Below are 26,852 nucleotides of genomic sequence, written 5' to 3'. Positions count from 1 at the left end.
TACCTTATTCAATGGAAAATAGCAATATTTTCCTTTTATTTTCTTTAAAAATTAAAAAACGAACCACCGCAATAAAAGATATTATTATTACTTAATTTTTTATTTGATAAACATCTTCATACAGATGAAAACCGTCTTTTATAACCGTCTCGTCAATATTATCTTTTGTTACAGCCTGTACTCCAATAAATATGTATGGTACATCATACGTTCCGTCATTGATGGTACCATCACTTTCTATTTTCTCTCCGTTTACAAGCTTCACGCATAGTTCCACGGTTTTTTCTACCAGATCTTTTATTGGTTTATATACGGTTAAAGCCTGTTTCCCTGTAACGATTCTCTGACAGGCAACTAAATCCGCATCCTGTCCTGCCACCTGCACATTTTCAGCGATTTGTGCTTCCGACAATGCATCAATTGCCCCCCAGGCCAGGGAATCGTTTCCACAGATGATGGCTTTCACGTCATCCTTATGTGTTTTTAACTCCTCAAATAAAAAATTATAGGCAGTTTCTCTTATCCATCCGTCCACCCAGGTCTGCGCCAATATCTGTATCTTATTGTTATCAATGAATGGTTTTAATACACTCATTGCTCCTTCGTATAACATTTTACTGTTACTGTCATTTTCAGAACCTCCGATCATGATATAACCGCCTTCCGGCACATGGTCCGTCAGGTACGTAGCCATTATTTTACCTACCTGATTGTTGTCAAAGGAAATATATACATCCACATTACTGTCATGAACTAAGCGGTCGTAGGATATTACCGGTATATTCTTATCTTTGGCAGCCTTAACGCATCTCGCCTCTTTATTACTGTCATTGGGAGCAATTACAAGTACATCGATACCCTGCTTAATCATCTCCTGCACCTGTTTGTACTGAAGGTCAGAATCCTTATTTGCATTATTTACTATGACTTCAATTCTCTCCTGCTGGGCTTTAGACATAAATATGTCCCTGTCTCTGATCCACCTGTCCTCCATTAAAGTTCCCAGTGATAAACCAACGACGATCTTTTTCTCTTTCTCCGGACCTTTCGGTAGTTCATCTTTTCTGCTGCACCCAAACATAACCGCCGTACTAATGACAAAAATCATAAATACTGCGAGTTTTGGCATTCGATTTTTCTTTCCCATAAAACCCTCCTCTTAAAAACTTAAAAATCTTAGCATATCATTTTCATAGTATGAATAGTCTCGCCAAGAACATGCGAGCCATTAAAAGAATAGCAAAAAACGCTATTCTTCACGATTTATGCCCAAAAAGCATGGGAGCTAGTATGATTTTACTTAATGCTCTATTTAGAGTTTCTATGAATTTCACTTCTTTCACCGGCTTTAATATATATTCTTCGATACCCATTACTTCCGCTTCGGCAAAATAGTCGTAAGCCGAGATAACAATAAAACTTACATTCGGAATATGCAGTCTTATCTCCTTCATTGCATCCAGTCCATTCATTCCGGGCATATTAATATCCATAATGATAATATCAGGGTGAAGATTATGTGCTTTTTCTATTGCATCCTTCCCTGAGCGGGAGGTTCCTACGATATCAATTGATTCAAAATTCTTTTTTATCATATATACTACGGATTCAACCGCTATCGGTTCATCATCAACTACTAATACTTTATACATTTTCCTGTCGACCTCTATTTTGTTTCTTTCTTAAAGTTAAGCGGCAATGATAATATTACATTGGTTTTTCCATTTACACAGGTTATATTCATCACATTATTTTCTTCGTAAAATAATCGAAGACGATTTAATACATTATCTAACCCTATACCTGTTGTATGTCCCTTTTTTGACGTTTCTTTCTGTGCTTTTAATTTACGGTTTAAAATCGATTCTATCGTTTCCTCCGGAAATTCATCTCCGGTATTGGAAATGGTAATGTATAACCGGTTTTCATCTTTCGCTGTTTTCAGTTCAATGGTACCGCCATCCTCAAACTTACTGACACCGTGGATATACGCATTTTCTACTAAAGGCTGTAAAGTCATTCTTGGTATAATGAAGTTTTTTATACTGTCATCCTCCGGCTCCGCTAGACGAAAATCAATAATATCACCGAATCTGGTTATCAACAAATTCATATACGCGACAACATTATTGATTTCTTCCTGTAAGGTCGCGTTATAATCCAACCCCTTTAAATTATAACGGAAGATATCCGCAAAATTTTCCAGATACTCACAGGTGATATCATCCCCCTGAAGCATTGCAACCTTTGCCCCGATATTAATGGAATTAAAGATAAAATGTGGATTTACCTGAGACTGTAACGCCAACAATTCCGCTTCATGAAGCGCATTTTTCATCTTCAGATTGTCCAATTTTTCTTCAATTAAGGTACGTTCCAACCTCTGTTTTTCTTTTAACTCATTTACATATTCCTTAATGCTTATCGTCATTCTATGAAAAGTCTGGTATAGAATACTGATTTCACTGCTTGTCTTTTCATCGGTAATCTCCACGTCAAAATTACCGTCGGAAACCTCTTTTGCATAAGAAACCAACTTGGAAATAGGTTTGGTAATTTCAATACTGAATAAAACTAAAATAACAGAAATTAATATAATGGTAATACCAAAGAGAAAATAGTTAATCATTGCCGTCTGATCGGCTTCTTTCTTAAGATCAATATATTTCTGGGCACTGTCACTTAAATCCGTACTCATGATTTCCTGTATATAATTCCCGATATAATTATATTCTTTTACTGCTTCCTGATACCCCGCGGTATATTCGTTGATTTTTTTATTTCTTTTATCCACTACCGTCTCATCCAATATTTTCAGGTAATGATCTACCATACCGGTCAAGTTTTTAATCTTAATACCTCTGTCTGAATAACCTGCATCGGATTTTAAAATACTGTTATTGTATGATATGGAATTGCTGTGGTCATAAAAAGACTGCAGGCTGTCCGAACTTCTGGTTGACAGATATACCTCCAGATTATTCTGAATCTGGTCTAATTCATTATAAACCGTGGTCAGTTCCTGGCTTTTATTTAGCATATCCGTCATATTTTTCATTAAAACCCGTGATGAAGTATAATTATATAAACCTACCAAAGTTGTTATAACAGTTGCCAGTAAAAAGAAACCAATCAGCTTTGTTCGATACGTAAGTCCCTGTTTTTCCTTCATATTCTTAATTCCCCTTAAAATGACACTACGGTTATTTTATTACGTTGTTATATTCATTAACATTTTTTGCATCTATGGAATAAACCTCCGTTGGTGTATAATCGCTGATTTGTTCCCCCTTAAGACTCTGAGCCAATTGTTTTACCGTATAATATCCGATTTCGTAGGCATTGGGGCAAACCGTTCCATAAATAACACCTCGTTCAATATAATCCAGAGTCTGGGGCATAAATCCATATCCTATTATTTTAACATCACCAACCATATTATTATCCACTAATACCTGTGCAACTGCCGGAGTACTTCTTTCATCGAAACAAATAATTAAATCTACATTTTTTACGTCTGAAATAATAGAGGAGGTAACTCTCTCCGCTTCAAACATATCTTTATCCAGAGTAAATATCTCTTTTATATTGATTGTACTGTATTTTGAAAAGGCTTCCATAATACCCTGAATTAATAAATTACGATATAGAACATCCCCCTGTTCACCGGCTTCATTCATAATAACCACCACATTGCTTTTTCCGTTAGTAGCATTCACGGCCATATTTCCTGCCATAGTTCCAATGTTATAACTGCTGGAGCCTACCATTGGCGTATTGGGAATATTAAAACTGTCATTTTCATAGGTAAGGAGTGCAATCTCCCGTTTTTTGGCTTCCGCAACAATATCCTTTGTCTGTTTCGTGTCCGCAGGCTGAAATGCAATTCCATCCACTCCTGCATTAATTCCTTTCTCAACTGCTTCTTTAATTACACCGGCATCTTTCCTGGATACCGGAACAAATTCCACATAAACACCATACTCCTCTTCTGCTGCTTTGGCTCCTTCTTTAAAAAAGTTCCAAAAGTATTCGTCCGTATTCTGTACAATGATTTGGAGATGATATTCCGGTTTTTCTATGGGTTCCTGTTTCCCCTTATCTTCACTGGCATTATATAAGAGCTGGCCAAACATTACTGAAATCAAAAGAAGCATTCCAAATAACATTCCAAAAATCCATCTTATCATTACTTCTACCTATACTTTCCGTGACCTTACTCACCTTACATATTTACAATTTTATCTATCCTTGTTTCATTGTATTGCATGAGGTAAAAATAAGCAAATATTTATTTTTTGAATTGGCTTTCCCGTACTTCATTATACATCACCTTTTCCATAAATCGGCTTAAAATCAATACTGTCAGCACAAAGAAAACCTTCCCATTCTTCCAAAAGTATCTTTAAAACAGGTCTAAATAGCTCAATATTTCCTTCCTCCAATGTAACTGCAAAAATGGTTTTTATATTACGGTTTTTAATAAAAGATACATCGGACGGATCTTTAAAGGAATATTCCACCGGTTCAAAATCAACCGTTTTCTTATCCGCTAATTCTATCTGAAGTATATTCATTTCCTCCCATAATTCAACCTCCGAAAAACCGTTTATTTTAAGCCTGTCCGCTATCATTTTTGCATTTACATCCCCAGGAGTCATATAATACCAATCTGTAATGGTAACCTTCTGTTTTATATCCTGTTCGGTATTTATTTTAGATGAGCCTGTACTTTTATTAAAGTTATTTTTATTCAGTTTTTTAACCTGCTTATTCATTTTCTTCCTCCATTTATGTTGAAATCACCTAAATTCGTCAATTTATTAAACCTATTTTATCATAAAATTGAATACAATAGCAAGGCAGTACATAAGTTATTGTATTCTGAATATTCATATATAATACCCCCAACATTAAATGGAAATGTCCATATAATATTGGGGGTTATTATTCTTTTATATAAAGTTTTATGTAGTTTTACTGATTAAAAACTTCCCTTTGCCAAAGCCTTGAGATATTCCTTAGCGATGATACTATGTCCGATTGCACTTGGATGAACTCCATCCTCAGTTATCTGATTACAGGTATAATCCTCCACTTCAGCTTTTGCAAAGATACCATCTAATGGTAAATAGTAATCCGCATATTCCTTAGCAAGTTTTCTGGCTACCTGTATTTTGGGATTCAGGTCTTCCCTCCACTGTTCGCGGTCAGGCAGGGAATATAAGACAAAAGGCTCCATAATCATAATCCTGCAATCAGGCAGATCTGTCTTAATCTTTTCTAAAAGGAACCTATAGTTTTTCTCATATTCTTCCGTACTGGTGGGATCATTGCTGTCATACCTTCTCCAGGTATCGTTGATTCCGATTAGAATAGAAATAAAATCAGGCTTTATACTCTTAAAATCTTCGTCATAACGCTCTACCAGATCTTTAACCCTGTTGCCGGAAATTCCTTTATTAATAAAAGTAACTCCATTATCAGGAAACAAAAGGTTATACATGTTAGCTATAACACCCGGATATCCTTCCGATAGTGAAGTAATGTCTTCTCTGTTTCTTCCGCAGTCGGTTATACTATCTCCTTGAAATAAAACTATTTGTCCTTTTTTATATATCTCTTTCATGATAATCTCCTATCTGCTTTTGTTTTTTTGTTCTTATGACTGGGACCTCCAAATCATTTTGAAAAACTGCTTTAATTCATAGTTTAAGTATAACAGTTTTTACCATAAAGAACAATGTCGAATCGATTCTAATCTTTATTTCATAAATTTCGAGGGCTGACTAAAATACCGTTCTCCTCCATTTTTAAAGATATCTTTTTCATCAATTTTCATATAATAAATAAACTTTATTAATCTGAAAGTAGTTTTAGGATGAATGAGGAAGAAAGAAAGAAAATAGTCAGTAACGATTTTACAGATGGTATTGTTGAATATGCCGTCAGCTCAGAAGAATATGCAAGATTTGCGGGTGAGACTCTAAATTATATAAATTATAAATATGCTGCAGTTTATGTTCCTCTTTCCAGAATTCCAGACAGGTTAACCGGCTCAGTTGCTTATTCCGTCATACCAAAACTTTATTCTCTGCTGGATATTTTAAGTCTTGAGGAAATGGGTGTATTAAGACTTCAAAAATCACCTTTATCTCTGAAAGGAAATGGTGTTCTGTTGGGTTTTATAGATACTGGAATCGATTATCTCAATCCACTGTTTCAGTATACGGACCGGACTACCAGAATTGTTTCTATCTGGGATCAAACCATTGAAAATATGCAGGCTTCTTCCGATATCTTTTTTTATGGAACGGAATATACAAGAGATCAGATTAATGCTGCCATTCAGAGTGACACGCCACTTAGCATCGTTCCAAGTATTGACGAATCCGGCCATGGAACAACACTGGCAGGCCTTGCAGGCGGAGTACCCACTGAAACCTCTGATTTTTCAGGAGTTGTTCCTTTTTCAGAATATGTTATTGTAAAGCTAAAACCTGCAAAGCCATATGTAAAAGATTATTTTGGAGTACCTGATAACGCAATTTGCTATCAGGAAAATGATATTATGTTTGGTTTAACCTATTTGGTTAATACAGCTCGAAAATTAAACCGTCCCATTGCCATATGTATCGGATTAGGAACCAACCAGGGAAGCCATGAAGGATTAGGACCCTTAAATGACCTGATATCATCTTACTCCAATCAGGTGGGAGTAGCCATGATTACCGCAGTTGGTAATGAAGGTAATACCAAACATCATTTTTATGGTGAAATTGATAAATCAATCGGCAGCACCCTGGTAGAATTAAAGATTGGAAATAACGAAAATAATTTTTCCATGGAATTATGGGGTAATACTCCAGGGACTTATTCCATTGATATTATTTCTCCCTCCGGAGAATATATCCCCCGTATCCCTGCACGTTTAGGAGAATTTAGAAATATCAGATTTATTTTTGAAAGTACTAATATTATTGTAGATTATGTAATTGTAGAAGCACAAACAGGTGATGAACTGATTCTGATTCGATTCAGAAAACCTGCTCCGGGTATATGGAAAATCAAAGTCTACGGATCAAAAACCACTTCCGGATTTCATATATGGCTTCCATGCCGGGGTTTTATCTCCGAAGACACTTTTTTTCTACTGCCAAATCAATTTACGACCATAACGGATCCTGGAAATAACTTATCTTCCGTTACTGTGACAGCTTATAATCCGGTCAATCAAAGTCTTTATTTGGATGCCAGCAGAGGTTACACACGGTATGAAATAATTAATCCTGATGTAGCCGCACCAGGTGTGAATATCTATTCTCCCTTACCTGGCAGCCAGTATGGATTAGCTTCTGGCACCAGCATTGCCGCTGCTTATTTGACCGGTGTTGCCGCTATGCTGCTTGAATGGGGAATTGTAAGAGGTAATGACCGCTCCATGGACACTTATCAGATCAAAAAATATTTAATACGTGGCGTAACCAGGAATCCTGCCGTGACCTATCCCAATCAGGAATGGGGTTATGGTATTGTTAATATTTACGGTACTTTTGAAAGTTTAAGCGGAGAATAAAAAATGCAAAATGGGGCAAAAGCTTGCCAGACGGGTAACTGAAGCTATGAAATTCGTATTAATTGCATGGTATATTCAGAAAATAATATAGTTTCCCAATACCTGCTTTTATTACATCCTGAACTGTTTTGGAGTCATTTGATATTTTTCTTTAAAAATCCGGTGGAAATAACTTGTATTATCATAACCTACCACTGCAATAATATCCGATACTGATAATTCTGTATTTGTCAGTAATTCCACCGCTTTATTAAAGCGTTTCACTTGCAGCAGTTCTTTATAAGTATGTCCGGTATTCCGTTTAATTAATTTACTTAAGGAATAAACTGATTGGTTTAAATCTTCGGCAAGTTTTGTAAGGCTTGCCTCCCTGTAATTTTCCTCAATATAACGAAGTACTGACAGCGTCATATAATTATCATAGGGATCATTTTTCGACTGTTCGATTTTATCTGTATAATTAAGCAGCTGCAAAAATAATAAACCCATGGTTGTCTGATTGATTTTATGATTATTCGGCTGTTTATTCATCAACGACCAGATCATATTTTCAATGAGATTTTGTATGGGTAATATATTCGCTACTTTAAAATGCAGATAACTTGACTTTCCGGTATCCTGCCGTAAGGAATCAACAATAAAATCTTTCAGCATATTTTCTCCTTTAAGCATACTGAAAGCCACATCGAAAAATTCCGGTAATACAATAAAATTAATAGCGATATCCTGTTCTCCGGCAGGTAAAATTTCCTGATAAGCATTCTGATTTAAAAATAATAAATCACCCTCTTCAAGAACTACCTGACTGATATCATTTATAATATGGGTAGTGCTTCCTTTACACATATAAATAATTTCAACAAAATTATGTTTATGCTTCGGGAAATGGGTAAACCTGGTGTGGGTTCTTACATCAATTAATTTTCCTTTTTCAAGCATTTTTTTGCTGTCAATAATAAAGTCTTTTTTGGTCGTATACAAATTTTTAACTACGGAATTTCTTCCGGATAAAATCAGTTCCTCTTCCTTTGTTATTTTCTCTAATATTTGTAATAAATCCGTATTCATGATATCACCACCATCCCATAAAATGTACCAATATTCTAAGAAAGGCTGAACATGATGTATTACTGTTCAGCCTGTTCATTTTCATTTAAATAATTTAATAGTTTATCAATTCCTTCTCCGGTACAGGCACTGACAAAAAATATCTTCTTACATCCGGTAAGCTTAAGCCATTCCATTGCCCTTGCTGTATTTGCATCCGGTTGGTCAATCTGAGTTACTATGCCAATTACTTCCCGGTTTACTAAACTGGTGATATTAGGGCTGTACAGAGAATATTGTTCCGTAGCGCTAAGTAAAAGCCCCACAACATCTGCTTCATAAGCATACAAGGCTAAGGCACCGGCTAAGACTTTATTTTCCGCATATTCGCCGGGAGTATCGATAATTAAATCATAATGATTCATGTATTGCGTTTTCTGATAGTTAATCTGTTCTCCCCTTAAAGCCTGCGTCAAGGTAGTTTTTCCGCATTCACTTCTGCCCATTAAAATTATTTTTTTCATGTTCTCGTAATTTCACAAACGGTAAAATGTAATTTTTCTCTTGCATAATCTACTACTGCATTTAGTGAAGTTTCAACCTCGGAAACAGAACCGGTAACAATTAAGGTTCCACTGAAACGGTCTACAAAACCTAATTCCACGCCGGATGTCTTCATCGCAATATCACTTGCAATAATTGCGGTTTCACTGGGAGTCATTGTTACAATGCCGATAGCAGATTTCGAATAATCCACCTCGGGATTTAACCCCAGTTTTTTATATAAAATCGTATCAGGGTTAGCAATAACATGGGCAATAGTAATTTGTTTTCCCGGTACAATTTCCTGAATGATTCTCATTTTATTGTCGTTGGTTAATATATCCTGAATATTCAAAATATCCTCCAAAAGCATCAGTTAGTTTTCTGAATTCTGTCTGTTATCCTGATCTGCTTTATTTATTATATGGTTATCCGCCGATCTGACATAACAAGCCGGATAGTTTTGCTGCTTCTAACAACTCTTCCATATACTCCTTACTTAGTGGCTCAATAGAAGCTAAAGTATATTCCCTGCCAAGTCCCTCATATTTATCCTGTCCTAACCGATGATAAGGAAGTAAATGCAATTCTTTTACCCCTGGAAGGGATTTTGCAAAAGCAGCTATGTCCTTAATTTCCTCTATCGTATGATTAAAGGTTGGTATCACCGGTACCCGTATTATCAGATTTGCACCGGTTTCGGCAATTTTCCTGGCATTTTCCAATATCAACTCGTTGGATTTTGAAGTAAACTTCTCATGTTTTGCGCTGTTTACATGTTTAATATCCATTAAATATACATCAAGGTAAGGCAGATACTTTTCAATCACGTTAAAATCGGCGTATCCTGTGCTTTCAATAGCCGTATTAATACCATATTCCTTACAGGCCTGTAAAAGTGCCGTAGCAAATTCCGGCTGGCAAAGTGCCTCTCCGCCGGATAATGTCACTCCGCCGCCGCTTCTACGGTAGTATGGAAGATCTTTTTTAATTTCTTCCATCACTTCTTCCACAGTAACATCCCTGCCGATGATTTTTGGTTTTCCCTGTACCATCATAGTTTGTATGTCGTATTCCTGGGATTCCGGATTACAACACCATTTACATCGGAGCACACAGCCTTTTAAGAAGATAATGGTTCGTATTCCAGGTCCGTCATGGATAGAAAACCTTTGTATATCAAATATTCGTCCCTTAACTTTCATTATATCCATTTCCATCTGCTCCTCCTAATGTGTTTAAATCTGTAATCCGGCATTTATAAGTCTGTACTAAGAGGATTGTTTCTGGTAACAACTTCCCATTAATACTTTAAAAGCCTTGCTCTGTTCTCGCAATAATATCGTCCTGCAGTGATCTCGAAAGAGAAGTAAATAAAGCACTGTATCCGGCAACACGTACCACCAGGCTTTTATAATTTTCAGGATGCTTTTGTGCATCCAGTAAAGTATCACGGCTTACGACATTAAACTGCATATGGCTGCCTTTCTGATCAAAATAAGCACGAATCAGGGAAATAAAGTTTTCAAGCCCTTTTACACCACTTAAGGCTGACGGATGGAATTTCTGGTTAAATAATGTTCCGTTGGACGCAATGAAATGATCCAGTTTTGCCACGGAATTTGCTGCTGCTGTTGGTCCGTGGGTATCCTTGCCTGAGGATGGTGAAACACCGTCTGCAACAGGGGTGAAAGCAAGTCGTCCATCCGGGGTTGCTCCGGTTTGTGCTCCTAAAGGTACATTGGCTGATACGGGATACAGACCTGCCTGATACTGTCCACCACGGGGGTTTCTATAAGTTTCTAACGGTTTGGTATAAGTATAGGCAACTTCTCTTGCAAATTCATCCACTTCCGCTATATCGTTACCGTACTTAGGAATTTCTGCTATCATATCCAGTAAATTCTCATACTTTTGTTTTTCTTCCTTTGAGATACCACCGTTTAATGCGATAGTAAAAATATCAGCAATTTCTTTTTCCGTCACTTTTTGTCCGCTGTTTACCAATTTCTGAACGATTTCCATAGTGACTTTCTCTGCAACATTTTTATCAAGTCCTTTTCCATAATTCATTTCCAGAGCTTTTTTATATTGTGAAAGAGTTAATTTCTTTTCTTCAAATACTAATTTTTTAATGGCATATAGAGAATCTGTCATATTAGCAATTCCAAATCCCTGAGGTCCGGTAAAGTTATATACTGCTCCGCCTTCCTGAACACTCTTGCCCCGTCCGATACAATCTTCGATCATACTGGATAAGAACGGAAGCGGACATCTCTCTGCATGGGCAACATCAATTGCATTATCCGCATTGACCAAAAGCCCGATCATATAATTCATCTGTTTCTGGTATGCTTCGAAGAATTCTTCAAAAGAATTCATATTTTCTACTTCACCGGTCTGGATGCTGATCTGAACACCTTTATCCATACCGTTGGAAAAAACTAATTCCAAAGGTCTGCACATATTAAAGAAAGCTGCATCATGCCATCCGTCTGTTTTGCCGGCTTTTTGCGGTTCCACGCAGCCGATTATGTTATATTCCCTTGCATCTGCCAAAGTTAAACCACGGTTTACTAAAGCAGGGATGATTACCTCATCATTATAATAAGCAGGAAGTCCAATTCCGGTACGGGTTAATTTCGCTGCTTTCATCATAAATTCAAAAGGAGTTCCGTTCCATACCCTGACGGATAAAGATGGCTGGGGAAGTCCTACATGCATGGAGGCCTCAATGGACATAAAGGATAAATCGTTTGTTACATCAACGCCTTCTTTATTTTGTCCTCCTGCGATAAGATTCTGGAATAAGCTGTATCCGGCAAAACCTTCTGCAGAAGCAGCATCACGGGCTTTATTTAAATCATTTAACTTAACCCAGATACAATCCATTAATTCCTGAGCAAATTCACGTGTTATTCTGCCTGTTTTTATGTCTGCTTCATAATAAGGATACATGTATTGGTCAAAACGTCCCGGTGAGATGGAATGACCGCTGGATTCTACCTGTAATAACATCTGTACAAACCAGAATGACTGGCATGCTTCATAAAAGCTAGCTGCCCCTTTTCCCGGAACTTTCGCACAATTTTCTGCAATAAGTAAAAGTTCTGCTTTCCGGGCCGTATCCTGACAGCTGCTCGCTTCTTCCAAAGCAAGTTCAGCATAACGGTGAGCATAATCGATTGCAGCCTGACAACTTGTTATTACTGCCTCAAGAAATCCATGGCGTTTCACATAATCCATATCGGAAGCTTTTAGACTATCCATGGCAGCCTGTGCTTCTTTTATAATACCCTCATAACCAACCGAGAGAATTTTTTCATAGGAAACAGTGACATGTCCTACACCGTTATAAAAATAATTACCGGGTGTAAAAATATTATGATCAATTGCCTGTTTTGCTTCCGGTGCCATATAAGCAGTTGCCAGTTCACTGGTCGTTTTACCCTGCCAATATTTATATACTTCATGAAGAATTTTCTTTGTCTCATCTGAAATAAAGAATGGATCGGAAGTACGGGTGCTGATGGTATCAAATTCTTCTTCCAGCCAGGAATAAGAAAATTCAGGGAACACCTGACATCCTCTGGGAGCCTTTGTTGCACTGCCGACAATCAATTCATTCTCCCTTATAGTTATAGGAATATATTTAAGGATATGTTCAAAAGCCTTCGCACGACGAATAATAATTGGCTCTGCTTCAGTCTGCTTATAACTCTCCGTAAGTAAATACGCCCGGTCTGCTTCAATTTCCGGCATATTGGCATATAAGGCTTCCACTAATTTCGTTATTCTAGGACTTTTTGTAATTTCCATATCATTATATTTCTTCATACTGTGCTCCCATCTGCATGCTTTAACATGCTTTTAAATAAAGAAAGAAGCTTGGAATGAGCACCTCTGTGCTCATTTTAAGGTTCTTTCAGTGTAAATATGCTTTTCTTTACACTTGCTCCCATCTGTATGCTTTAGCATGCTTTTATACCAGTTACTGTTTTTTATCTATTTAATATTGTGTCTCTACTTTCATAGTGTTAAAAACCTGTTTCCATTTATCATCCAGTTCGGTATCCGTGATTAAGATATCAATATCTGTTAAATCACCAATCTTCGTAAAGGATATTTTATTAAATTTGGAATTATCCGCTGCCAATATCTTTATGTTTGCAGACTCCAACATTAATTTCTTTATATGAGCGTCCATTTCATTGGAATCGGTAATGCCTTTTTCCATATCAATACCCTTACAGGAAATGATAGCTTTGTCAACATGATAGTTTGTAATCATTTTTTCTGCCTGGTATCCGACCAACGATAGGGATCCTTCCCTTAAAGTACCGCCGGTAGATAAAACTTTCCAGCCTGCTACCTCTGATAATTCCAATAAAATTTCGATAGAATTCGTTATGATTGTAATATTTTTTTTGTTTTTTAAATGTTTTGCTACATATACTGCCGTAGAACTTGCATCCATCATAATATGATCGCCGTCTTCGATCATAGAACTAATAATATCAGCGATATACTGCTTATTTGTTACATTTGCTTTTTTTCTCACCGTATAGGGTAAATCCACATTCAGACTTTCATTAATAATAGCTCCGCCATAGGTCTTTTTTGCAAAACCTTCCTTTTCGAGTTTTTCCAAATCCCGTCTGATAGTTTCTTCCGTTACATTAAAACTCGTACTTAAATCACTGACAACAACACGGCTGTCCCGCTGTAACATGGCAAGTATTTTATTTCTTCTTTCAATTGCAAGCATATCTCATTCCTACTTTCATACATGGTAACCCATTTAATATTATATAAATAATATTATAATATATCTTCAAAGTAATTGGGACAATTTCTTTGAAAGGCGGTACTTTTCAAATTTCTGAGAAAAGGCGCTGTACTTGCGCCGTCCATCCGATTATAGGAACACGGGTTTCGTTCCTATAATATACTTTTACAAAGTTTATCATCCGGATTTGCAATAATAGCAGAATCTAAAAGCATTGCATTTTCACCAACCGCTGCTTTTGCTTTTGCGATTGCGGCTTCCACCGCGGCAACTTCACCTGTTAATAATAAATACGATTTTCCGCACATGCCTCTTGCTATTCTTAATTCAATTAATTCAACCTGGGCTGTTTTTGCAGCTTCGTCAGCTGCTACGATAATGGAAGCTGCGGAAAATGTCTCCAATATGCCCAGGGCATTGATTTTTTCAATCTGTGTAGCACCATAAATGGCAGCAAATATGGATTCATGGGGATTGCCAAGTATAAAGCTGTCAATCAGATGTTCACTGTATCTTGTCCTGGCTGTTTCGATACATGCATTGATTGCACTAAGATCTCCCCTTAATAAAACGATATATTTACCGGGACAAACCGTCTGTGCTTCAATTATTTCTACCTGGGCAGTTTTTAACATGGTATCAGCCACTAATAATCCTGTTGAAACTGTTTTATATTCAACCATTCCGATTGCCTTACTCATAAAGTGTACATCCTCTCTATATTCAGTCACTTATTGATTTTATAATTACAAATCTGTCATTTACCTCTATGATTTCACCGGATATGGAGGCATGAACAGAAGCAGACAGCTTACCATCTTCAGCTTTTGCTATAATGTCTCCCCTGTTTACCAGGTCGTTTTTCTTAACTACTGCAAGGGCTTTGGCACCTATATGCTGGCTAAGGCTGATTTTTACCTGGCCAGCTGCAATATCTTTCTCATCCAGCGGCGCATCGACATCATATTCCACTAAACCTAATCTTGCGGTTAACCGCTCCATGGGTACCTTTCGGTATTCTCTCATGGGATCCGTATCTTTTGATGGAATTCCCTTTGGTATGGGGATTCCTTTATTTCTTAAACCGGCTTTATACTCCGTAATTAATTTTCTTGGGGATAAATCCTGGGGACAAGCAAACATTTCACATATTCCGCAGGAACAACAAAACATGGTATCCAAAAACGGGGCAAGATCTTTAGTTACTCCACTGGTTGCCGCCCTCATAAACATATGAGGGGTTATGGGATGACCTAATAAATGTCTCGGACATAAATCCGTACACATCTCACATTGACAGCAGGAGGCCATTGCTCTTTTCATATCAATGGAAGATTTACCTACTTTTTTATGAACTACCGTATGATCACTTGGCAGAACCAGAATGGCATTGGTGGTTTTTTTAACGGTATCATAACCCTCTACAATACTGCCGGTCATCGGTCCGCCCATAATATAAACATAATCTTTTATTTTACTTCCGCCTGCTAATTCCACAGCAGCTTCTACCGGCATTCCAATTGGTGCTTTTATAGTAATCGGTGTATTCACTTCACCGGCTACAGTCAGATATTTCATATACACCGGTTCATTTTTTATTACAGCTTTATAAACATTAAATACTGTCTCAACATTAAATACGGCTACGCCCACCTCAATGGGAATACTTCCCGGCGGTACCTTTTTACCTGTTGTTTCATAGATTAAAACAACTTCATCCCCCATGGGATATACTTCTTTAAGCAGCTTTAATTTTATCTTTGGGAATGTTTCCATATTAGCTCTTATTGCTTCTACCGTTTTGGTATAAGCTTCTTTTACTGATATTATTACTTCACTGGCTTCCACAGATACTGCTATCATATCGAGAGCGGACATGATTTCGTAAGCATACTTTTGTAATAATTGTCTATGGACTTTTAATAGAGGTTCACACTCAGCACAATTCAAGATAATCGTATCAGCTTTTTTATCTATTTTCGCATAGGTAGGGAATCCGGCACCGCCGGCACCAACAATTCCATTTTCCCTAAGCCTGCTTGTCAGTTCCTTAATATCCATATATCAGCTCTACTCCAGTCCGATTCCGTCATCTACAATTCCAACAATCGCAGCGTCAATAGGTGCATCTTTCAAATTACAGCCGATACGTGCCGCACTGCCTTTTGCAACAAGTACGATTTCACCGATACCTGCTCCAACATTGTCGATTGCTACAATTCTTCCTTTCCCTTGTTCCATGGATTCAAATGGTTCAACAATTAAGAATTTACTTCCTATCAGATTTTCATTTTTTCTTGTTGCTACTACGCTGCCTACAACTTTACCTACGATCATATCCTCACCTACTTATCATTTTTAAGTGAATAAGCCTTATATTTATTTGATTGACTTAGTACAGTGTTCTGTACTTGTACAGCCTTGCATATTTGCGAATCTTATTCCATGCTGCACTTATTTCCTGTCATTACATTCTATTTGATTATAACTACAGTATCACCTGTACTGATTTTAGCTGCATTCGCTTCATCCGTATCAATATGCATTTCCAATGTAAAACTCTTATCTACACGGATTTGAACATGATTAAAAGTAGTTCCTCTTTCATTTTCAACTTTAACAGATACGGTATCACCATTCTGAACTCCTGCTTTCACTGCATCTTCCGGTGACATATGGATATGCCTTTTTGCTATAATACAGCCTTCCTGTAAATAAACGACACCTTTTGGACCAACAATTGCAATCGGGGCAGAACCTTTGGTATCACCGGATTCCCTGATTGGTGTCTTGATTCCAAGTTTAATTGCATCGGTAGCGGATATTTCCACCTGGGATGCCTTACGGACCGGCCCTAATATTCTTACATTTTCCATTGCTCTAAGTTTCAGGCCTACAATGGTAACTACTTCATTGGATGCAAACTGCCCACCCATTAATTCTTTTTTCTTGGTTAACTCATATCCGCTTCCAAACAGAGTTTCCACATCCGCCTGTGTCAGATGGACATGTCTAGCTGATACGCCTATGGGAACAATAAATCCCTGTTCCTCATTTTTGGGTTGATTCATTGCTTCCATTACAAGTTTCGTAATCATTTCAATTGTTTTTTCTTCCAAGAAATTCACCTACTCTTTTCATATTCAGATACTTCGTGACATAACGCAATTTTTCCCTATTCATTACTACTGTCTGTTATTACTTTCTTCTTTTGACCTAACTGTAAAGTCACCTTTTTCTTTAAGAATCTTAGGCAATTGCGAAACTCAACTATTATATCCAGATACCATGCAATTACCACAATATTAGAACTGAATTTTGCCCGGAGGGCAACTGAAGCTATAAAATTCGTATCAATTGTATGGTATATTCGAAAAACTAACATAGTTTTGGAATTACCTATAAGAATCTTTATGGGTTTTACAGCTCTATGCAACCTTTCAGTTACAAAGAGCTGTATCCATAGGAATCAAAACAGATTATTTTAATGCCGGAAGAATCTTTTCAACATCTGTATGAGGTCTTGGGATTACGTGAGTAGCTACTAATTCACCAAGTTTACTAGCTGAGCTTGCGCCGGATTCAACTGCTGCTTTAACAGCTCCAACATCACCTCTTACCATAACACTTACAAGACCGGAACCGATTTTTTCTGTTCCTACTAAAGTTACGTTAGCTGCTTTTAACATTGCATCTGCAGCTTCGATTGCTGCTACTAAACCTCTGGTTTCTACCATTCCTAATGCTTCCTGTGCCATTCTTTTTTCCTCCTTAACAGTAGTTTTTACTGTTTCTTTTTTAGTTGGTTTTGTTGTTTCTTTTACTTCTTTTGTTACTTTTGTATCTTCACTTATTGTTTCTTTTGCGATTGCTTTTACCTCAGGCTTTTTTTCTTCTGCCATACTTACACCCATTGCATATCACATCAGTTTACAGATGTGATACTGCCATAAAAATAAGTTGAAAGAATCAAAACTTGGCAGACCTTTCTTCATTTAATTTTCTTTCAACTTGGTTTCTTCTAATAACCACCGTTAAGCTCAATTTAAACTTTAGTTGGGATTACTATTTACTTAATCTGCTGGCACTTATATTAACCATCTTAACTGTCTCTTCATGGGGATTTGGAATTACTGCGTGTACACAGGGTTTCATTGCTTTGCTGGCTGCGGTTTCAACCGCCTGCGTAACTGCTGAAACATCGCCCTGTACAATGATTGTCACCAATCTTCCGCCTAATTTTCTCTCCCAGGTAACGAATTCTACATCTGCCGTTTTACACATGGTGTCAAGTGCTTCAATTGCTGCTGTTACGCTTGGGATTTCAATAAATCCGTATGACTTCATAAATGCTTTGCTCCAATCTCCGTGCCTTGGCACATTTTTAAATCAGGGTGTGTAAAGATGGTTTTCCTTTACACATGTTCCAATCTTAGTTTAGATCAAATCTTCGGAAGAATTTTTTCTACATCTGTATGTGGTCTTGGGATTACATGAACTGCAACTAATTCTCCAAGTCTTGTAGCTGCTGCTGCTCCTACTTCCGTAGCTGCTTTTACAGCGCCGACATCACCCCGTACTAAAACTGTTACAAGTCCGGAACCGATTTTTTCTGTTCCTACTAATACTACTTCTGCTGCTTTAACCATTGCATCTGCTGCTTCAATAGCGGCTGTTAATCCTCTGGTTTCTACCATACCTAAAGCTTCTTGTGCCATTTTATTATCCTCCTGATTGATTACGTTTTAAAGTTTTATCATAATTTATGTGAAACAGAATGTCTATTACTTTTGAATGTTTATTACTTTTTAATATTTATTAACTTTAGAACTTCTTAGTTTTTATCAAGTCCGTTTAAAGCAAGCATCTTCTCCGTATCCTTTTCCGGGTTGGCAATAACATGTTTTGTAATAACTCCGGATACTTTGTTTGCAGCAGCTTCTGCTGCTTCAACTGCTGCCCTTACATCCTCTACGCTTCCACGAAACTTTACCATAACTATTAAAGGGACCGGAAGGCTGTCTGCATTCGCAGGTTTATTTCGATCGAAAGTCTCAATCGTGACATTCGCTGCTTTACAGCCTGCATCTCCTGCAACAAAAGCAGCTACAAGACCGAACACTTCTATCATTCCAACAGCATTAACCATACATCTACGCCTTTCTTACCTATTCATTTATAACAGCAATCTTTAAGCCTTCCATTTTAAGATTTGTAGCAAAACCTTCATTAATCTGGCTTAAAGGATATTTGTGGGTAATTAATTTTTCTATAGGAAGCCCAATTCCTTTTGCCCTCTTTAAGAAATCAAAGGTGGTAGCATAATCTCTTAAGGTATATACCCAGGAACCAACCGTTGTAATTTCTTTTGCGCAAATATCAAAGTGAGGATTAATGGTAGCATCTCCGCCGTTGATAAAGAAACCAAGTTCACAAAGACCCCCGCCGTTACGGATAAATTTATAGATATTGGCATGTCCAACCGGAGAACCCGTACATTGGAAAGCAAAATCTGCCAAATGTCCGCCGAATGCATCTTCCACGCCTTTCGCTAATGCTTCGATTCCTTTATAATCTTTAAAGTTTACAGAGGTATCTGCGCCCATTTGCTTTGCAAAATCCAGTCTCTTCTGTTCGCCGTCAACTGCTACGATATTTTCGATACCCATGGTACGAAGAACAGCGATACAGATAAGTCCGATCGGTCCGCAGCCTTGTACTACGACTCTGCTGTTAAATCTTAATATTCCGGTGGTTTTCGCTCTTTCCACTGCATGGATTAATACTGCGCAGGGTTCAATTAAGATTCTGGAATCTAAGTCCAGATCACTTACATTAAATATGGTGGAACCACCGCGGATTACAATGTAATCAGCAAACCATCCGTTAAGATGTGTATCGTCATCCGGAAGCAGTCCGTAAACATCCGCTCCGCCTACATTTTGTTTATTTAAGTCAAACATGGTAATATCGGGATTATCTTTAAAGATCATACAGGAAACAACTTTATCTCCTACATTAAGAGGTTTTCCTGCACTGTCTTTTTTCACGTTTTTACCCATTTTAACAACTTCACCGGTACCCTCATGTCCTAAAACAACCGGTATTAAACTAAAGGGATCTCTTTTGAATTCATGGGCATCCGTACCGCAGATACCGCAGCCTTCTACTTTTACAAGAATATCATCATCGCCAAGCTCCGGAATAGGATATTCTTTTATTTCAAACTGTTCCAATTTATAAAGTAATGCTGCCCTGCTGGTCTTAGGGATAGCTCCATTGGCAGAAGCTGCCGGTTGTTTAGCAGCAGGTGCACTGGTCATTTCCTGCAGAACCTGTTTCACGATTTCTTCTATTTTTGTTGAATTTACATCCATAACAAATCCTCCATTTTTCAAATTCCATTACCTGATGCAAAGGCTGTCAGACATAACGCAGCGTCTTTGTTTTGTAAAGGTACGGGCTGATGTCAGACCCTCACCGGTTCTGCTTGCAATCGTAAAGGTACAATAACCCTCACCACCAAAACCTAATGCGGCATAAGAAGGTGCATTCTTAACAAAGATTGCCGTATCGATTGCTTTACCGAAACGGGTGATATTGTCGACATTCTTGGAATGCATGTGAGCGGAATGACGGTTTCCATGTTCTAACCATACTGCTTTTTCAATTGCATCATCAATATCTTTTGCTCTTACGATACCAAGGATCGGCATCATTAATTCTTCCGCAATCAGAGGATGTTCTTTTTCTCCTTCAAAGATAATACATCTTATATTGTCCGGAGCATTAATACCAATCATGGAAAGTAAAGTACGGGCATCTTTACCTACACATTTTCTATTTAATTTATTATCTTTTAATACAACTGCGGTTAATTTATCCTGTTCCTCTTTGGATATTTCATAACAGTCATTTTCCAAAAGATAGTGTTTTAACTCATCTACGATTTGATTTACAGCAACAATTTCTTTTTCAGCGATACAAGGCAGGTTGTTATCAAAGGTACAGCCATTTACTATATCCATTGCCGCTTTTTGATATCGGCTGTTTCATCCACCAGCACGGGGGGATTTCCTGCTCCTGCTCCGATACCGCGCTTTCCGGAGGAAAGTACCGTAGTAACAACTCCGGGACCGCCGGTTGCAACAATAAGATGAATATCCTTATGTTTTAACATGATATCACTGGTTGCCATTGTTGGTTTTGTTACGGATACTGCAACATTGGCAGGACCGCCTACTTCTATGGACGCCTCATTTACCAGATTTACTGCAAAGTTTGAAACTTTGATCGCTGCCGGATGAGGATTAAATACTACCGTATTGCCTCCGGCAATCATTCCAATACTGTTGCAAAGTATTGTCTCACTTGGGTTGGTACATGGTGTAATTGCACCGATAACTCCAAAAGGTCCCATTTCAATCAGGGTAAGTCCTCTGTCTCCCGACCAGGCTGTAGTTGTGATATCTTCTGTACCGGGTGTTTTTTCTGCCAGTAACTGGTGTTTTAAAATTTTATGTCCCACATTGCCCATACCGGTTTCTTCTACACCCATTTTTGCCATTATTTCAGCATTCTCTATGGTTTTCTTACGAATATTGCTTATTATTTTTTCTCTGCAGTCCATGGATAATTTCTGCATCACTGCCTGCGCTTTTTTGGAAGCATTAATTGCTTCATTCATATCTTCAAAGACACCGGATAATTTTGTACTGTCACCGCTATTACCTGTCCCAGGTTGCAGCTGAAGTAATACTTTCTTTACAATGTCTTGAAGTTGTGCCTCATTTACCACGCCATAACCTCCTCTAATTTGTTTCTGCCAAATGCTGCCAGATCCCGATCCTCTTCTTCCGTACCGCCGCTGACTCCCAGGGCACCGATCAGTTTCCCTTGATAGATTAACGGTTCGCCGCCTCCGAAGATTACAATCTTACCCCCGTTTGTGTTTTGAATTCCGTATAATTCCTGTCCGGGCTGACTAAGATTTTTCAACACTGCGGTGGACATTTTTAAAGCTGCCGATGTATACGCTTTATTTTCCGCAACATCAAAACTGGCGATATAGGAATCATCCATACAGTGGATGGCAACCGGGCGGGCTGCAGTGTTATATACAGCAATTACAACTTTCATTCCCATATCATTTGCCTTTTTCTCGATTTCGCCGATTAAAGCAACAGCCTGTCCCAAACTGATATCTTTTTTTATCTCTTCCTTTTGGGTTGGTATATATTCGCCTACGACATTTTTTACGATTGATTCAACCATTTGCATCTGAGCTTTTTGTACGTTATGTTTCATTAGCTTGAGATTACTATTTAATTCTGTCTGATTTGATTTCTCTAAAATTTGATCGATAGATCCCGCTAATCTATTTAAATCTTCATAAAGATCCGAAAGATTTGATTTCTCATTTTCTTTGTTTACAGGCATCATCATTCCTCTTTTCTATAGAATGATTATCTTTGGCTGAATAGTCACCTTATTTTAAGCCTAATTGTTCAATTACTCTTTTTGTGATTTCAGAGACTAATTCATTCGCATCCGCACCCTGATGTCCTTTGCCGTTGCATCCGTAGCAGCTTGCTTTACCATCTTTTTTGTTCTGGCACAGATCTGCGGGATGTTTACCTGTCATACCGAACTGTCTGCGGATTTCATATAATCTTTGTACCTGTGCATCGGATAATTCCTTTGGTCCGCCGATTTGTTTTGCAATGAATAATAACTGAGCATAGAATTCTACGGATTCCATCTTGTGGTATGCAGCTAATAAAGAATCTGCATAAGTAAGTGCTCCATGGTTTTCTAATAATACGGCATCATAATATGGAAGATATTTTGATACTGCATCAGGTATCTCTTCTGTAGAAGGTGTGCCATATTCTGCAATAGGAACACATCCAAGGGAAATAACTGCTTCCGGCATGATTGGTTGTGTTAAAGGAATACCTGCAATCGCAAATCCTGTTGCATACATAGGATGTGCATGAACAACGGAAACAACATCCGGTCTTTCTTTATATACACGCATATGCATCTTAATTTCGGAAGAGGGTTTAAAATTACCGTTAGCCTGAATTACTTTTCCTTCTTTATCAACTTTACAGATATAATCAGGAGTCATGAAACCTTTGCTTACACCGGTAGGGGTACATAAGAATTCATTGTCGTTTAATTTAACGGAAATGTTACCATCATTAGCTGCTACCATACCTTTGTTATAAATTCTTCTGCCTATTTCGCAAATTTCTTTCTTGATTTCGTATTCAGATGTCATAAGATATCTCCTTTATGTGTGGTTTTTGTTGGTTTTTTGTTTGTTTAACTGTATTGTATCATTTATTTGTGTTTAAGTCAACTGTTATATTATGTTTTTTGTTGTTTTTGTTGTTATTTTATTTGTTTATAATTTACAATCCAACCTTATATTCGGAAAGCATGGAATCCAGGGTTTTTGTTCCTTTTAATAACTCATTACTTAAGGCAGCACTCTCCCCTGCCGCTGCAGAATTTGATTCTGTTATTTCCGCAATCTGATGTACTGCTTTCAGAATTTCTTCCAAAGTTACCGACTGTTTGGAACAAGCCTTATCGATCCCGTCAACCAATTTTCTCATTTCTTCAGAATCTTTTACAATTTTTTCAAAAACATTTGCGGTCCTGTTAGTTAGTTCGGAACCTGACTCAACCGCTTCCAGGGTTTTATGAATCAGCTCCGTTGACCTTCTCGCAGCTTCCGCACTGCCTTTCGCCAACTTTCCGATTTCATCTGCCACAACGGCAAACCCTCTTCCAAAAGCTCCTGCCCTTGCCGCCTCTATGGATGCATTCAATGATAACAGATCTGTCTGGGTGGAAATTTCATCAATCATCTGAACAATTTCCGATACCTGGTTTGATTGTTCCGTAATTTGCTCCATGGATAAAAGCATTTCCCGCATATAGTCGTTGCCTTTATTTATTTCGTTAATCGAATCATCAAAAAATCGGTTAACGTGTTGTGCGTGAGCTGCATTTATATGCACCGCTTCTGATATTTCCTGTATTGTGGCCGCTAATTCCTCTACAGAGCCGGACTGGTCATTTGCATCATTCGCTAACCGAACGGACGACTGTTCCATTCTCGCTGCCCCATCCGATACCTGTAAGGACATTTCTTTCATCTTCCCTATTATCTCATTTAAAAATTCTACAATATAATTTACAGATACTTTTAAGGGGTAAAAGCTGCCCTTATATTCAATCTCAATACCGTTTCTCATATCCTTCTCTGATATATTTTTAAGAACCTCACGGATATTATCAATGTATTTTTTTAATTCTGTTATTGTTTCCCGGATGGAATCCGCCAAAGTACCAAATTCATCTTTTGACTCATAATTTAATTCTATATCCAAATTGCCTCCTGATACTTCCAGTAAAGCATTTTTAATTGTATCAATGGGAGCTGTGATTCTATTTATTATAGATTTTGAAGTTCTGATTAAGATAATCACAGTCAAACCAAAGAAAAGAAACAGAATCCCAAGGCTGGCATAGGATTTCATACTTGACCAAAACACAAAATGATCGGCTGACTGTGCTGCCCTTTCAGAAATCTTTTCCAGTATCAATCCGGTTTCATCTGCTGGTTTCATAAAATCATTCATCAGGAGTTCTTTTACTTTCCCATAACCATCCTCCGTATTAAGAGATGCTTTGGCCATCATATTCGTCTTTACAGCAGACATCTCCATGGTTAAATCATTAATACGGTTCATATCCTCTTTGGTTGCCACTTTTAATTTAGCCAATACGGTTACGGTACTGATTAAATCATTAGAGGCGGTATTGGCCGCAGCTAAGTAACCACCGGTTTTCTCGCCGGATGAATCCGCTGCTGCCTTTAATAAATTTGATTCAATTAGCAGCAAAGCCTGACGTGCCCGCCAGGCATAATCGGATGCTGAAAATGCACTGTCACGAAACGATTTTACATCTCCCGATATACTAAGTAAAAATACGATTGCCATAATAATTGAAAATGCACTGACAGCACCTGTTAACCTTAATGACCTTCCAAGTTTAATCTTAATCGAATCAGCCACTGCTTTTTGTTTGTTCTGCTTTCTTCTCTTTTGTTTCATCCTTATTAATCCTCCGGCTGCATCATGGATATTTGTATCCATTATTCTTATTTCAGGTAAAATACCTCATTCATGAATTTAATTGGTTCTTTTTCATTAAAATCAAAAGAACCTTCTACCATCTTTGAGGTAATGGCATTCCATCGGTTACAAGCTTCACTTTTTGCTATATAGGCATTGGCAGCTTCAACATCATCGCACTCAAAACAATAAAAAAACTGGTTCCCGTTTTGGAAAATAGAATAATTACGATATCCCGCTTTTGTATGTTCTTCCATGATTTCAGGCCATGGGTCCAAATGCATCTTCACATATTCCTCTAAACATTCTTCTTTTACTTTCCAAGTCCAAGCATATTTATTACTTTTTTCCATAGTTAAATCCTCCTTAATATGACACCCTGCAGCGGGTTTCTTATGTTAAATATCTTTTATACAAAAAGGACTAATGCAAAATTCAAGACTATAGTACCTGCGAGGTAAGTAATTCGGAATGCCCATTCACAAGTCAAATAAACTTTTATTTTGCATCAGCCCTGATTTCATTTTATATGCAAAATCAAAAATTTTGTATTTTGATGTTGCATAAGTAAACTGATTTTATTTTAGTAATCTGATTTTATTTTAGTAAACTGATTTCCATTCGTCGATGTTTTCAGGGTCAAATTTAAACGGAGCACCTAAAAGTACTTCTGTACCACCATCTGCTGCGGAAATAACTTCATAAGAACCAAGCGTACCTGCTTCGAATTTGTCACCGGCAGCTCCTGTAATTTCACCTTTAACAAGTGAGATGGATGCATAAGCTGCTAAACCACCTACATCAATAGGATTCCATAAGTACATCCAAGGACAGGAACCATTTGCAATGTATTCAGCCATTTCACTTGGAAGACCAAGACCTGTAACTGCAACTTTACCGATTAAACCTTTATCAGTAACAACTTTTGCAGCTGCCATGATACCAACCGTTGTTGGAGCGATAATTGCTTTCAGATCAGGATAGTTTTTCAGCAAAGCTTCCGTTTCGTCTACGGATTTCTGGAATTCATCATCACCGTAAGCAATTTTAACTAACTCAAGACCTTTATAGTCTCCTTCTTCTAATTCTTTTTTCATCCATTCAATCCAGGTATTCTGGTTAGCAGCCTGGCTGGTAGCACTAAGAATGGCAATCTGTCCTTCTCCTTTTACCATTTCTTTTGTAGCCTGAATTAATGTACGGCCGATTTTCTCACTGTCCGCCTGATTAATATGAACCATACGGCTGTCTTTGTTAACAGATGCATCTAAGGATAATACTTTAATTCCTTCCTCCATAGCTTTTTTAAGAGCCGGTTGAAGTGCGTCAAAATCATTACCTGCAATTGCTATGGAATCTACTTTCTGAGCAATTAATTCATTGATCATGGTAATCTGTGCTTCAGCGGTTGCTGATTCCGGTGCTTTAATAATTGCATTTGCTCCGGCTGCTTCAATAACTTCTTTAAAACCGGCGCTTTCTTTTTCATTGTAAGGATTTCCAGCGCTCTTTACTAAAATTGCAAAGTTCTTTCCTGCTACGGAATCGCTTGCTGCGGGTGCTTCCGTATTTGTGCCGCCGTCCTGGGTCTGGGTTGCCTCCGGTGCTTTCTTTCCACAAGCTGCCAATAAGCTTAAAGACATGGAAAGTATAAGTGCCATAGAGAGTACTTTTTTAAATTTTTTCATAATAAACCTCCTAAGATATTTTTATACATTAATAGCTTTCGCTATTTGTAACT

Annotated in this window: 27 protein-coding genes and 1 pseudogene; 1 reads left to right on the top strand and 27 read right to left on the bottom strand. The window is 37.7% G+C overall.

The features are described from left to right. Positions 1 to 91: 91 nt before the first annotated feature. From Ana3638_RS14660 to Ana3638_RS14635, 6 genes are all read right to left on the bottom strand, one after another. Positions 92 to 1,147 (bottom strand): sugar ABC transporter substrate-binding protein, encoded by a 1,056-nt coding sequence (locus tag Ana3638_RS14660; protein ID WP_202621500.1) that lies wholly within the window; start codon positions 1,145 to 1,147, stop codon positions 92 to 94. A gap of 109 nt (positions 1,148 to 1,256) precedes the next feature. Next, positions 1,257 to 1,652: a response regulator gene (locus Ana3638_RS14655; RefSeq protein ID WP_161838695.1), complete on the bottom strand. Its 396-nt coding sequence runs from the start codon at positions 1,650 to 1,652 to the stop codon at positions 1,257 to 1,259. Positions 1,653 to 1,666: 14 nt separating this feature from the next. After that, the gene (locus Ana3638_RS14650) at positions 1,667 to 3,172 is read right to left on the bottom strand and encodes a sensor histidine kinase (protein WP_161838694.1); all 1,506 of its coding nucleotides are present in this window, start codon (positions 3,170 to 3,172) and stop codon (positions 1,667 to 1,669) included. Positions 3,173 to 3,203: 31 nt separating this feature from the next. Beyond that, a complete protein-coding gene (locus Ana3638_RS14645) occupies positions 3,204 to 4,190 on the bottom strand; it encodes a sugar ABC transporter substrate-binding protein (protein ID WP_161838693.1) in 987 nt (328 codons plus the stop codon). A 132-nt stretch (positions 4,191 to 4,322) separates the two neighbouring features. Next, positions 4,323 to 4,778, bottom strand: a complete 456-nt coding sequence (locus tag Ana3638_RS14640) for a hypothetical protein (RefSeq protein ID WP_161838692.1) — start codon at positions 4,776 to 4,778, stop codon at positions 4,323 to 4,325. A 206-nt stretch (positions 4,779 to 4,984) separates the two neighbouring features. Then, a complete protein-coding gene (locus tag Ana3638_RS14635; RefSeq protein WP_161838691.1) occupies positions 4,985 to 5,629 on the bottom strand; it encodes an SGNH/GDSL hydrolase family protein in 645 nt (214 codons plus the stop codon). Positions 5,630 to 5,881: 252 nt separating this feature from the next. Between Ana3638_RS14635 and Ana3638_RS14630 the strand changes: the two genes are divergently transcribed. Further along, complete coding sequence (locus Ana3638_RS14630; RefSeq protein WP_161838690.1) at positions 5,882 to 7,576, top strand: S8 family peptidase; 1,695 nt, start codon at positions 5,882 to 5,884, stop codon at positions 7,574 to 7,576. A gap of 111 nt (positions 7,577 to 7,687) precedes the next feature. Here the strand turns inward: Ana3638_RS14630 and Ana3638_RS14625 are convergent, their stop codons facing one another. The 21 genes and pseudogenes from Ana3638_RS14625 to rhaS form a co-directional block, all read right to left on the bottom strand. Beyond that, positions 7,688 to 8,644, bottom strand: coding sequence for an AraC family transcriptional regulator (locus Ana3638_RS14625; RefSeq protein WP_161838689.1), 957 nt, complete (start codon positions 8,642 to 8,644; stop codon positions 7,688 to 7,690). A gap of 59 nt (positions 8,645 to 8,703) precedes the next feature. Continuing rightward, entirely contained in the window at positions 8,704 to 9,147 is a 444-nt protein-coding gene (locus Ana3638_RS14620; RefSeq protein ID WP_161838688.1) for a EutP/PduV family microcompartment system protein, read from the bottom strand. Then, positions 9,144 to 9,485, bottom strand: a complete 342-nt coding sequence (locus Ana3638_RS14615) for a BMC domain-containing protein (RefSeq protein WP_202621642.1) — start codon at positions 9,483 to 9,485, stop codon at positions 9,144 to 9,146. Before Ana3638_RS14615 ends, Ana3638_RS14620 begins: the two co-directional genes overlap by 4 nt. A gap of 109 nt (positions 9,486 to 9,594) precedes the next feature. Further along, complete coding sequence (locus Ana3638_RS14610; RefSeq protein ID WP_161838686.1) at positions 9,595 to 10,386, bottom strand: glycyl-radical enzyme activating protein; 792 nt, start codon at positions 10,384 to 10,386, stop codon at positions 9,595 to 9,597. A 91-nt stretch (positions 10,387 to 10,477) separates the two neighbouring features. Then, positions 10,478 to 13,003: a glycyl radical protein gene (locus tag Ana3638_RS14605; protein WP_161838685.1), complete on the bottom strand. Its 2,526-nt coding sequence runs from the start codon at positions 13,001 to 13,003 to the stop codon at positions 10,478 to 10,480. A 172-nt stretch (positions 13,004 to 13,175) separates the two neighbouring features. Next, positions 13,176 to 13,934, bottom strand: a complete 759-nt coding sequence (locus Ana3638_RS14600; protein WP_161838684.1) for a DeoR/GlpR family DNA-binding transcription regulator — start codon at positions 13,932 to 13,934, stop codon at positions 13,176 to 13,178. Between the two features lie 173 nt (positions 13,935 to 14,107). Continuing rightward, positions 14,108 to 14,656: a BMC domain-containing protein gene (locus tag Ana3638_RS14595; RefSeq protein WP_161838683.1), complete on the bottom strand. Its 549-nt coding sequence runs from the start codon at positions 14,654 to 14,656 to the stop codon at positions 14,108 to 14,110. 22 nt (positions 14,657 to 14,678) lie between these two features. After that, on the bottom strand, positions 14,679 to 16,016 hold the full coding sequence (locus tag Ana3638_RS14590; RefSeq protein WP_161838682.1) for a 4Fe-4S dicluster domain-containing protein: 1,338 nt from the start codon (positions 16,014 to 16,016) through the stop codon (positions 14,679 to 14,681). 9 nt (positions 16,017 to 16,025) lie between these two features. Next, complete coding sequence (locus Ana3638_RS14585) at positions 16,026 to 16,292, bottom strand: EutN/CcmL family microcompartment protein (RefSeq protein WP_161838681.1); 267 nt, start codon at positions 16,290 to 16,292, stop codon at positions 16,026 to 16,028. Between the two features lie 137 nt (positions 16,293 to 16,429). After that, on the bottom strand, positions 16,430 to 17,053 hold the full coding sequence (gene pduL, locus Ana3638_RS14580; RefSeq protein ID WP_408609523.1) for a phosphate propanoyltransferase: 624 nt from the start codon (positions 17,051 to 17,053) through the stop codon (positions 16,430 to 16,432). A 381-nt stretch (positions 17,054 to 17,434) separates the two neighbouring features. Beyond that, positions 17,435 to 17,713: a BMC domain-containing protein gene (locus Ana3638_RS14575; RefSeq protein ID WP_033167462.1), complete on the bottom strand. Its 279-nt coding sequence runs from the start codon at positions 17,711 to 17,713 to the stop codon at positions 17,435 to 17,437. Positions 17,714 to 18,020: 307 nt separating this feature from the next. Then, a complete protein-coding gene (locus tag Ana3638_RS14570) occupies positions 18,021 to 18,302 on the bottom strand; it encodes a BMC domain-containing protein (protein ID WP_161838679.1) in 282 nt (93 codons plus the stop codon). A gap of 95 nt (positions 18,303 to 18,397) precedes the next feature. Next, positions 18,398 to 18,673, bottom strand: a complete 276-nt coding sequence (gene pduA / locus Ana3638_RS14565; RefSeq protein WP_161838678.1) for a propanediol utilization microcompartment protein PduA — start codon at positions 18,671 to 18,673, stop codon at positions 18,398 to 18,400. 116 nt (positions 18,674 to 18,789) lie between these two features. After that, on the bottom strand, positions 18,790 to 19,104 hold the full coding sequence (locus Ana3638_RS14560; protein ID WP_161838677.1) for a BMC domain-containing protein: 315 nt from the start codon (positions 19,102 to 19,104) through the stop codon (positions 18,790 to 18,792). Positions 19,105 to 19,123: 19 nt separating this feature from the next. Further along, positions 19,124 to 20,332, bottom strand: coding sequence for a zinc-dependent alcohol dehydrogenase (locus Ana3638_RS14555; RefSeq protein ID WP_161838676.1), 1,209 nt, complete (start codon positions 20,330 to 20,332; stop codon positions 19,124 to 19,126). A 27-nt stretch (positions 20,333 to 20,359) separates the two neighbouring features. Beyond that, positions 20,360 to 21,753: pseudogene (locus Ana3638_RS26805) on the bottom strand (aldehyde dehydrogenase family protein). Further along, positions 21,747 to 22,400 carry a GlcG/HbpS family heme-binding protein gene (locus Ana3638_RS14545; RefSeq protein ID WP_330587584.1) on the bottom strand — a complete coding sequence of 218 codons (654 nt, stop codon included), beginning with the start codon at positions 22,398 to 22,400 and terminating at the stop codon, positions 21,747 to 21,749. The pseudogene Ana3638_RS26805 and the gene Ana3638_RS14545 overlap by 7 nt, the downstream one beginning before the upstream one ends. A gap of 43 nt (positions 22,401 to 22,443) precedes the next feature. Then, a complete protein-coding gene (locus Ana3638_RS14540; RefSeq protein WP_161838675.1) occupies positions 22,444 to 23,241 on the bottom strand; it encodes a class II aldolase/adducin family protein in 798 nt (265 codons plus the stop codon). A 133-nt stretch (positions 23,242 to 23,374) separates the two neighbouring features. Then, positions 23,375 to 25,090, bottom strand: a complete 1,716-nt coding sequence (locus Ana3638_RS14535) for a methyl-accepting chemotaxis protein (protein WP_161838674.1) — start codon at positions 25,088 to 25,090, stop codon at positions 23,375 to 23,377. Between the two features lie 47 nt (positions 25,091 to 25,137). Then, on the bottom strand, positions 25,138 to 25,464 hold the full coding sequence (locus Ana3638_RS14530) for an L-rhamnose mutarotase (RefSeq protein WP_161838673.1): 327 nt from the start codon (positions 25,462 to 25,464) through the stop codon (positions 25,138 to 25,140). A gap of 249 nt (positions 25,465 to 25,713) precedes the next feature. Further along, positions 25,714 to 26,799, bottom strand: a complete 1,086-nt coding sequence (rhaS, locus tag Ana3638_RS14525) for a rhamnose ABC transporter substrate-binding protein (RefSeq protein WP_161838672.1) — start codon at positions 26,797 to 26,799, stop codon at positions 25,714 to 25,716. Positions 26,800 to 26,852: the final 53 nt, after the last annotated feature.

This window comes from Anaerocolumna sedimenticola (assembly GCF_009931695.1).
Classification (GTDB): Bacteria; Bacillota; Clostridia; order Lachnospirales; family Lachnospiraceae; genus Anaerocolumna; species Anaerocolumna sedimenticola.
The sequence above is the reverse complement of the archived record's forward strand: the minus strand, read 5'-3'. Positions and strand labels throughout refer to the sequence as shown.

Excerpts from the sequence above, each read along its gene's own strand:
- Ana3638_RS14660 (WP_202621500.1), bottom strand. The coding sequence starts at position 1,147 with ATGGGAAAGAAAAATCGAATGCCAAAACTCGCAGTATTTATGATTTTT.
- Ana3638_RS14655 (WP_161838695.1), bottom strand. The coding sequence starts at position 1,652 with ATGTATAAAGTATTAGTAGTTGATGATGAACCGATAGCGGTTGAATCC.
- Ana3638_RS14650 (WP_161838694.1), bottom strand. The coding sequence starts at position 3,172 with ATGAAGGAAAAACAGGGACTTACGTATCGAACAAAGCTGATTGGTTTC.
- Ana3638_RS14645 (WP_161838693.1), bottom strand. The coding sequence starts at position 4,190 with ATGATAAGATGGATTTTTGGAATGTTATTTGGAATGCTTCTTTTGATT.
- Ana3638_RS14640 (WP_161838692.1), bottom strand. The coding sequence starts at position 4,778 with ATGAATAAGCAGGTTAAAAAACTGAATAAAAATAACTTTAATAAAAGT.
- Ana3638_RS14635 (WP_161838691.1), bottom strand. The coding sequence starts at position 5,629 with ATGAAAGAGATATATAAAAAAGGACAAATAGTTTTATTTCAAGGAGAT.
- Ana3638_RS14630 (WP_161838690.1), top strand. The coding sequence starts at position 5,882 with ATGAATGAGGAAGAAAGAAAGAAAATAGTCAGTAACGATTTTACAGAT.
- Ana3638_RS14625 (WP_161838689.1), bottom strand. The coding sequence starts at position 8,644 with ATGAATACGGATTTATTACAAATATTAGAGAAAATAACAAAGGAAGAG.
- Ana3638_RS14620 (WP_161838688.1), bottom strand. The coding sequence starts at position 9,147 with ATGAAAAAAATAATTTTAATGGGCAGAAGTGAATGCGGAAAAACTACC.
- Ana3638_RS14615 (WP_202621642.1), bottom strand. The coding sequence starts at position 9,485 with ATGAGAATCATTCAGGAAATTGTACCGGGAAAACAAATTACTATTGCC.
- Ana3638_RS14610 (WP_161838686.1), bottom strand. The coding sequence starts at position 10,386 with ATGGAAATGGATATAATGAAAGTTAAGGGACGAATATTTGATATACAA.
- Ana3638_RS14605 (WP_161838685.1), bottom strand. The coding sequence starts at position 13,003 with ATGAAGAAATATAATGATATGGAAATTACAAAAAGTCCTAGAATAACG.
- Ana3638_RS14600 (WP_161838684.1), bottom strand. The coding sequence starts at position 13,934 with ATGCTTGCAATTGAAAGAAGAAATAAAATACTTGCCATGTTACAGCGG.
- Ana3638_RS14595 (WP_161838683.1), bottom strand. The coding sequence starts at position 14,656 with ATGAGTAAGGCAATCGGAATGGTTGAATATAAAACAGTTTCAACAGGA.
- Ana3638_RS14590 (WP_161838682.1), bottom strand. The coding sequence starts at position 16,016 with ATGGATATTAAGGAACTGACAAGCAGGCTTAGGGAAAATGGAATTGTT.
- Ana3638_RS14585 (WP_161838681.1), bottom strand. The coding sequence starts at position 16,292 with ATGATCGTAGGTAAAGTTGTAGGCAGCGTAGTAGCAACAAGAAAAAAT.
- pduL (WP_408609523.1), bottom strand. The coding sequence starts at position 17,053 with ATGATTACGAAACTTGTAATGGAAGCAATGAATCAACCCAAAAATGAG.
- Ana3638_RS14575 (WP_033167462.1), bottom strand. The coding sequence starts at position 17,713 with ATGGCACAGGAAGCATTAGGAATGGTAGAAACCAGAGGTTTAGTAGCA.
- Ana3638_RS14570 (WP_161838679.1), bottom strand. The coding sequence starts at position 18,302 with ATGAAGTCATACGGATTTATTGAAATCCCAAGCGTAACAGCAGCAATT.
- pduA (WP_161838678.1), bottom strand. The coding sequence starts at position 18,673 with ATGGCACAAGAAGCTTTAGGTATGGTAGAAACCAGAGGATTAACAGCC.
- Ana3638_RS14560 (WP_161838677.1), bottom strand. The coding sequence starts at position 19,104 with ATGGTTAATGCTGTTGGAATGATAGAAGTGTTCGGTCTTGTAGCTGCT.
- Ana3638_RS14555 (WP_161838676.1), bottom strand. The coding sequence starts at position 20,332 with ATGGATGTAAATTCAACAAAAATAGAAGAAATCGTGAAACAGGTTCTG.
- Ana3638_RS14545 (WP_330587584.1), bottom strand. The coding sequence starts at position 22,400 with ATGATGATGCCTGTAAACAAAGAAAATGAGAAATCAAATCTTTCGGAT.
- Ana3638_RS14540 (WP_161838675.1), bottom strand. The coding sequence starts at position 23,241 with ATGACATCTGAATACGAAATCAAGAAAGAAATTTGCGAAATAGGCAGA.
- Ana3638_RS14535 (WP_161838674.1), bottom strand. The coding sequence starts at position 25,090 with ATGAAACAAAAGAGAAGAAAGCAGAACAAACAAAAAGCAGTGGCTGAT.
- Ana3638_RS14530 (WP_161838673.1), bottom strand. The coding sequence starts at position 25,464 with ATGGAAAAAAGTAATAAATATGCTTGGACTTGGAAAGTAAAAGAAGAA.
- rhaS (WP_161838672.1), bottom strand. The coding sequence starts at position 26,799 with ATGAAAAAATTTAAAAAAGTACTCTCTATGGCACTTATACTTTCCATG.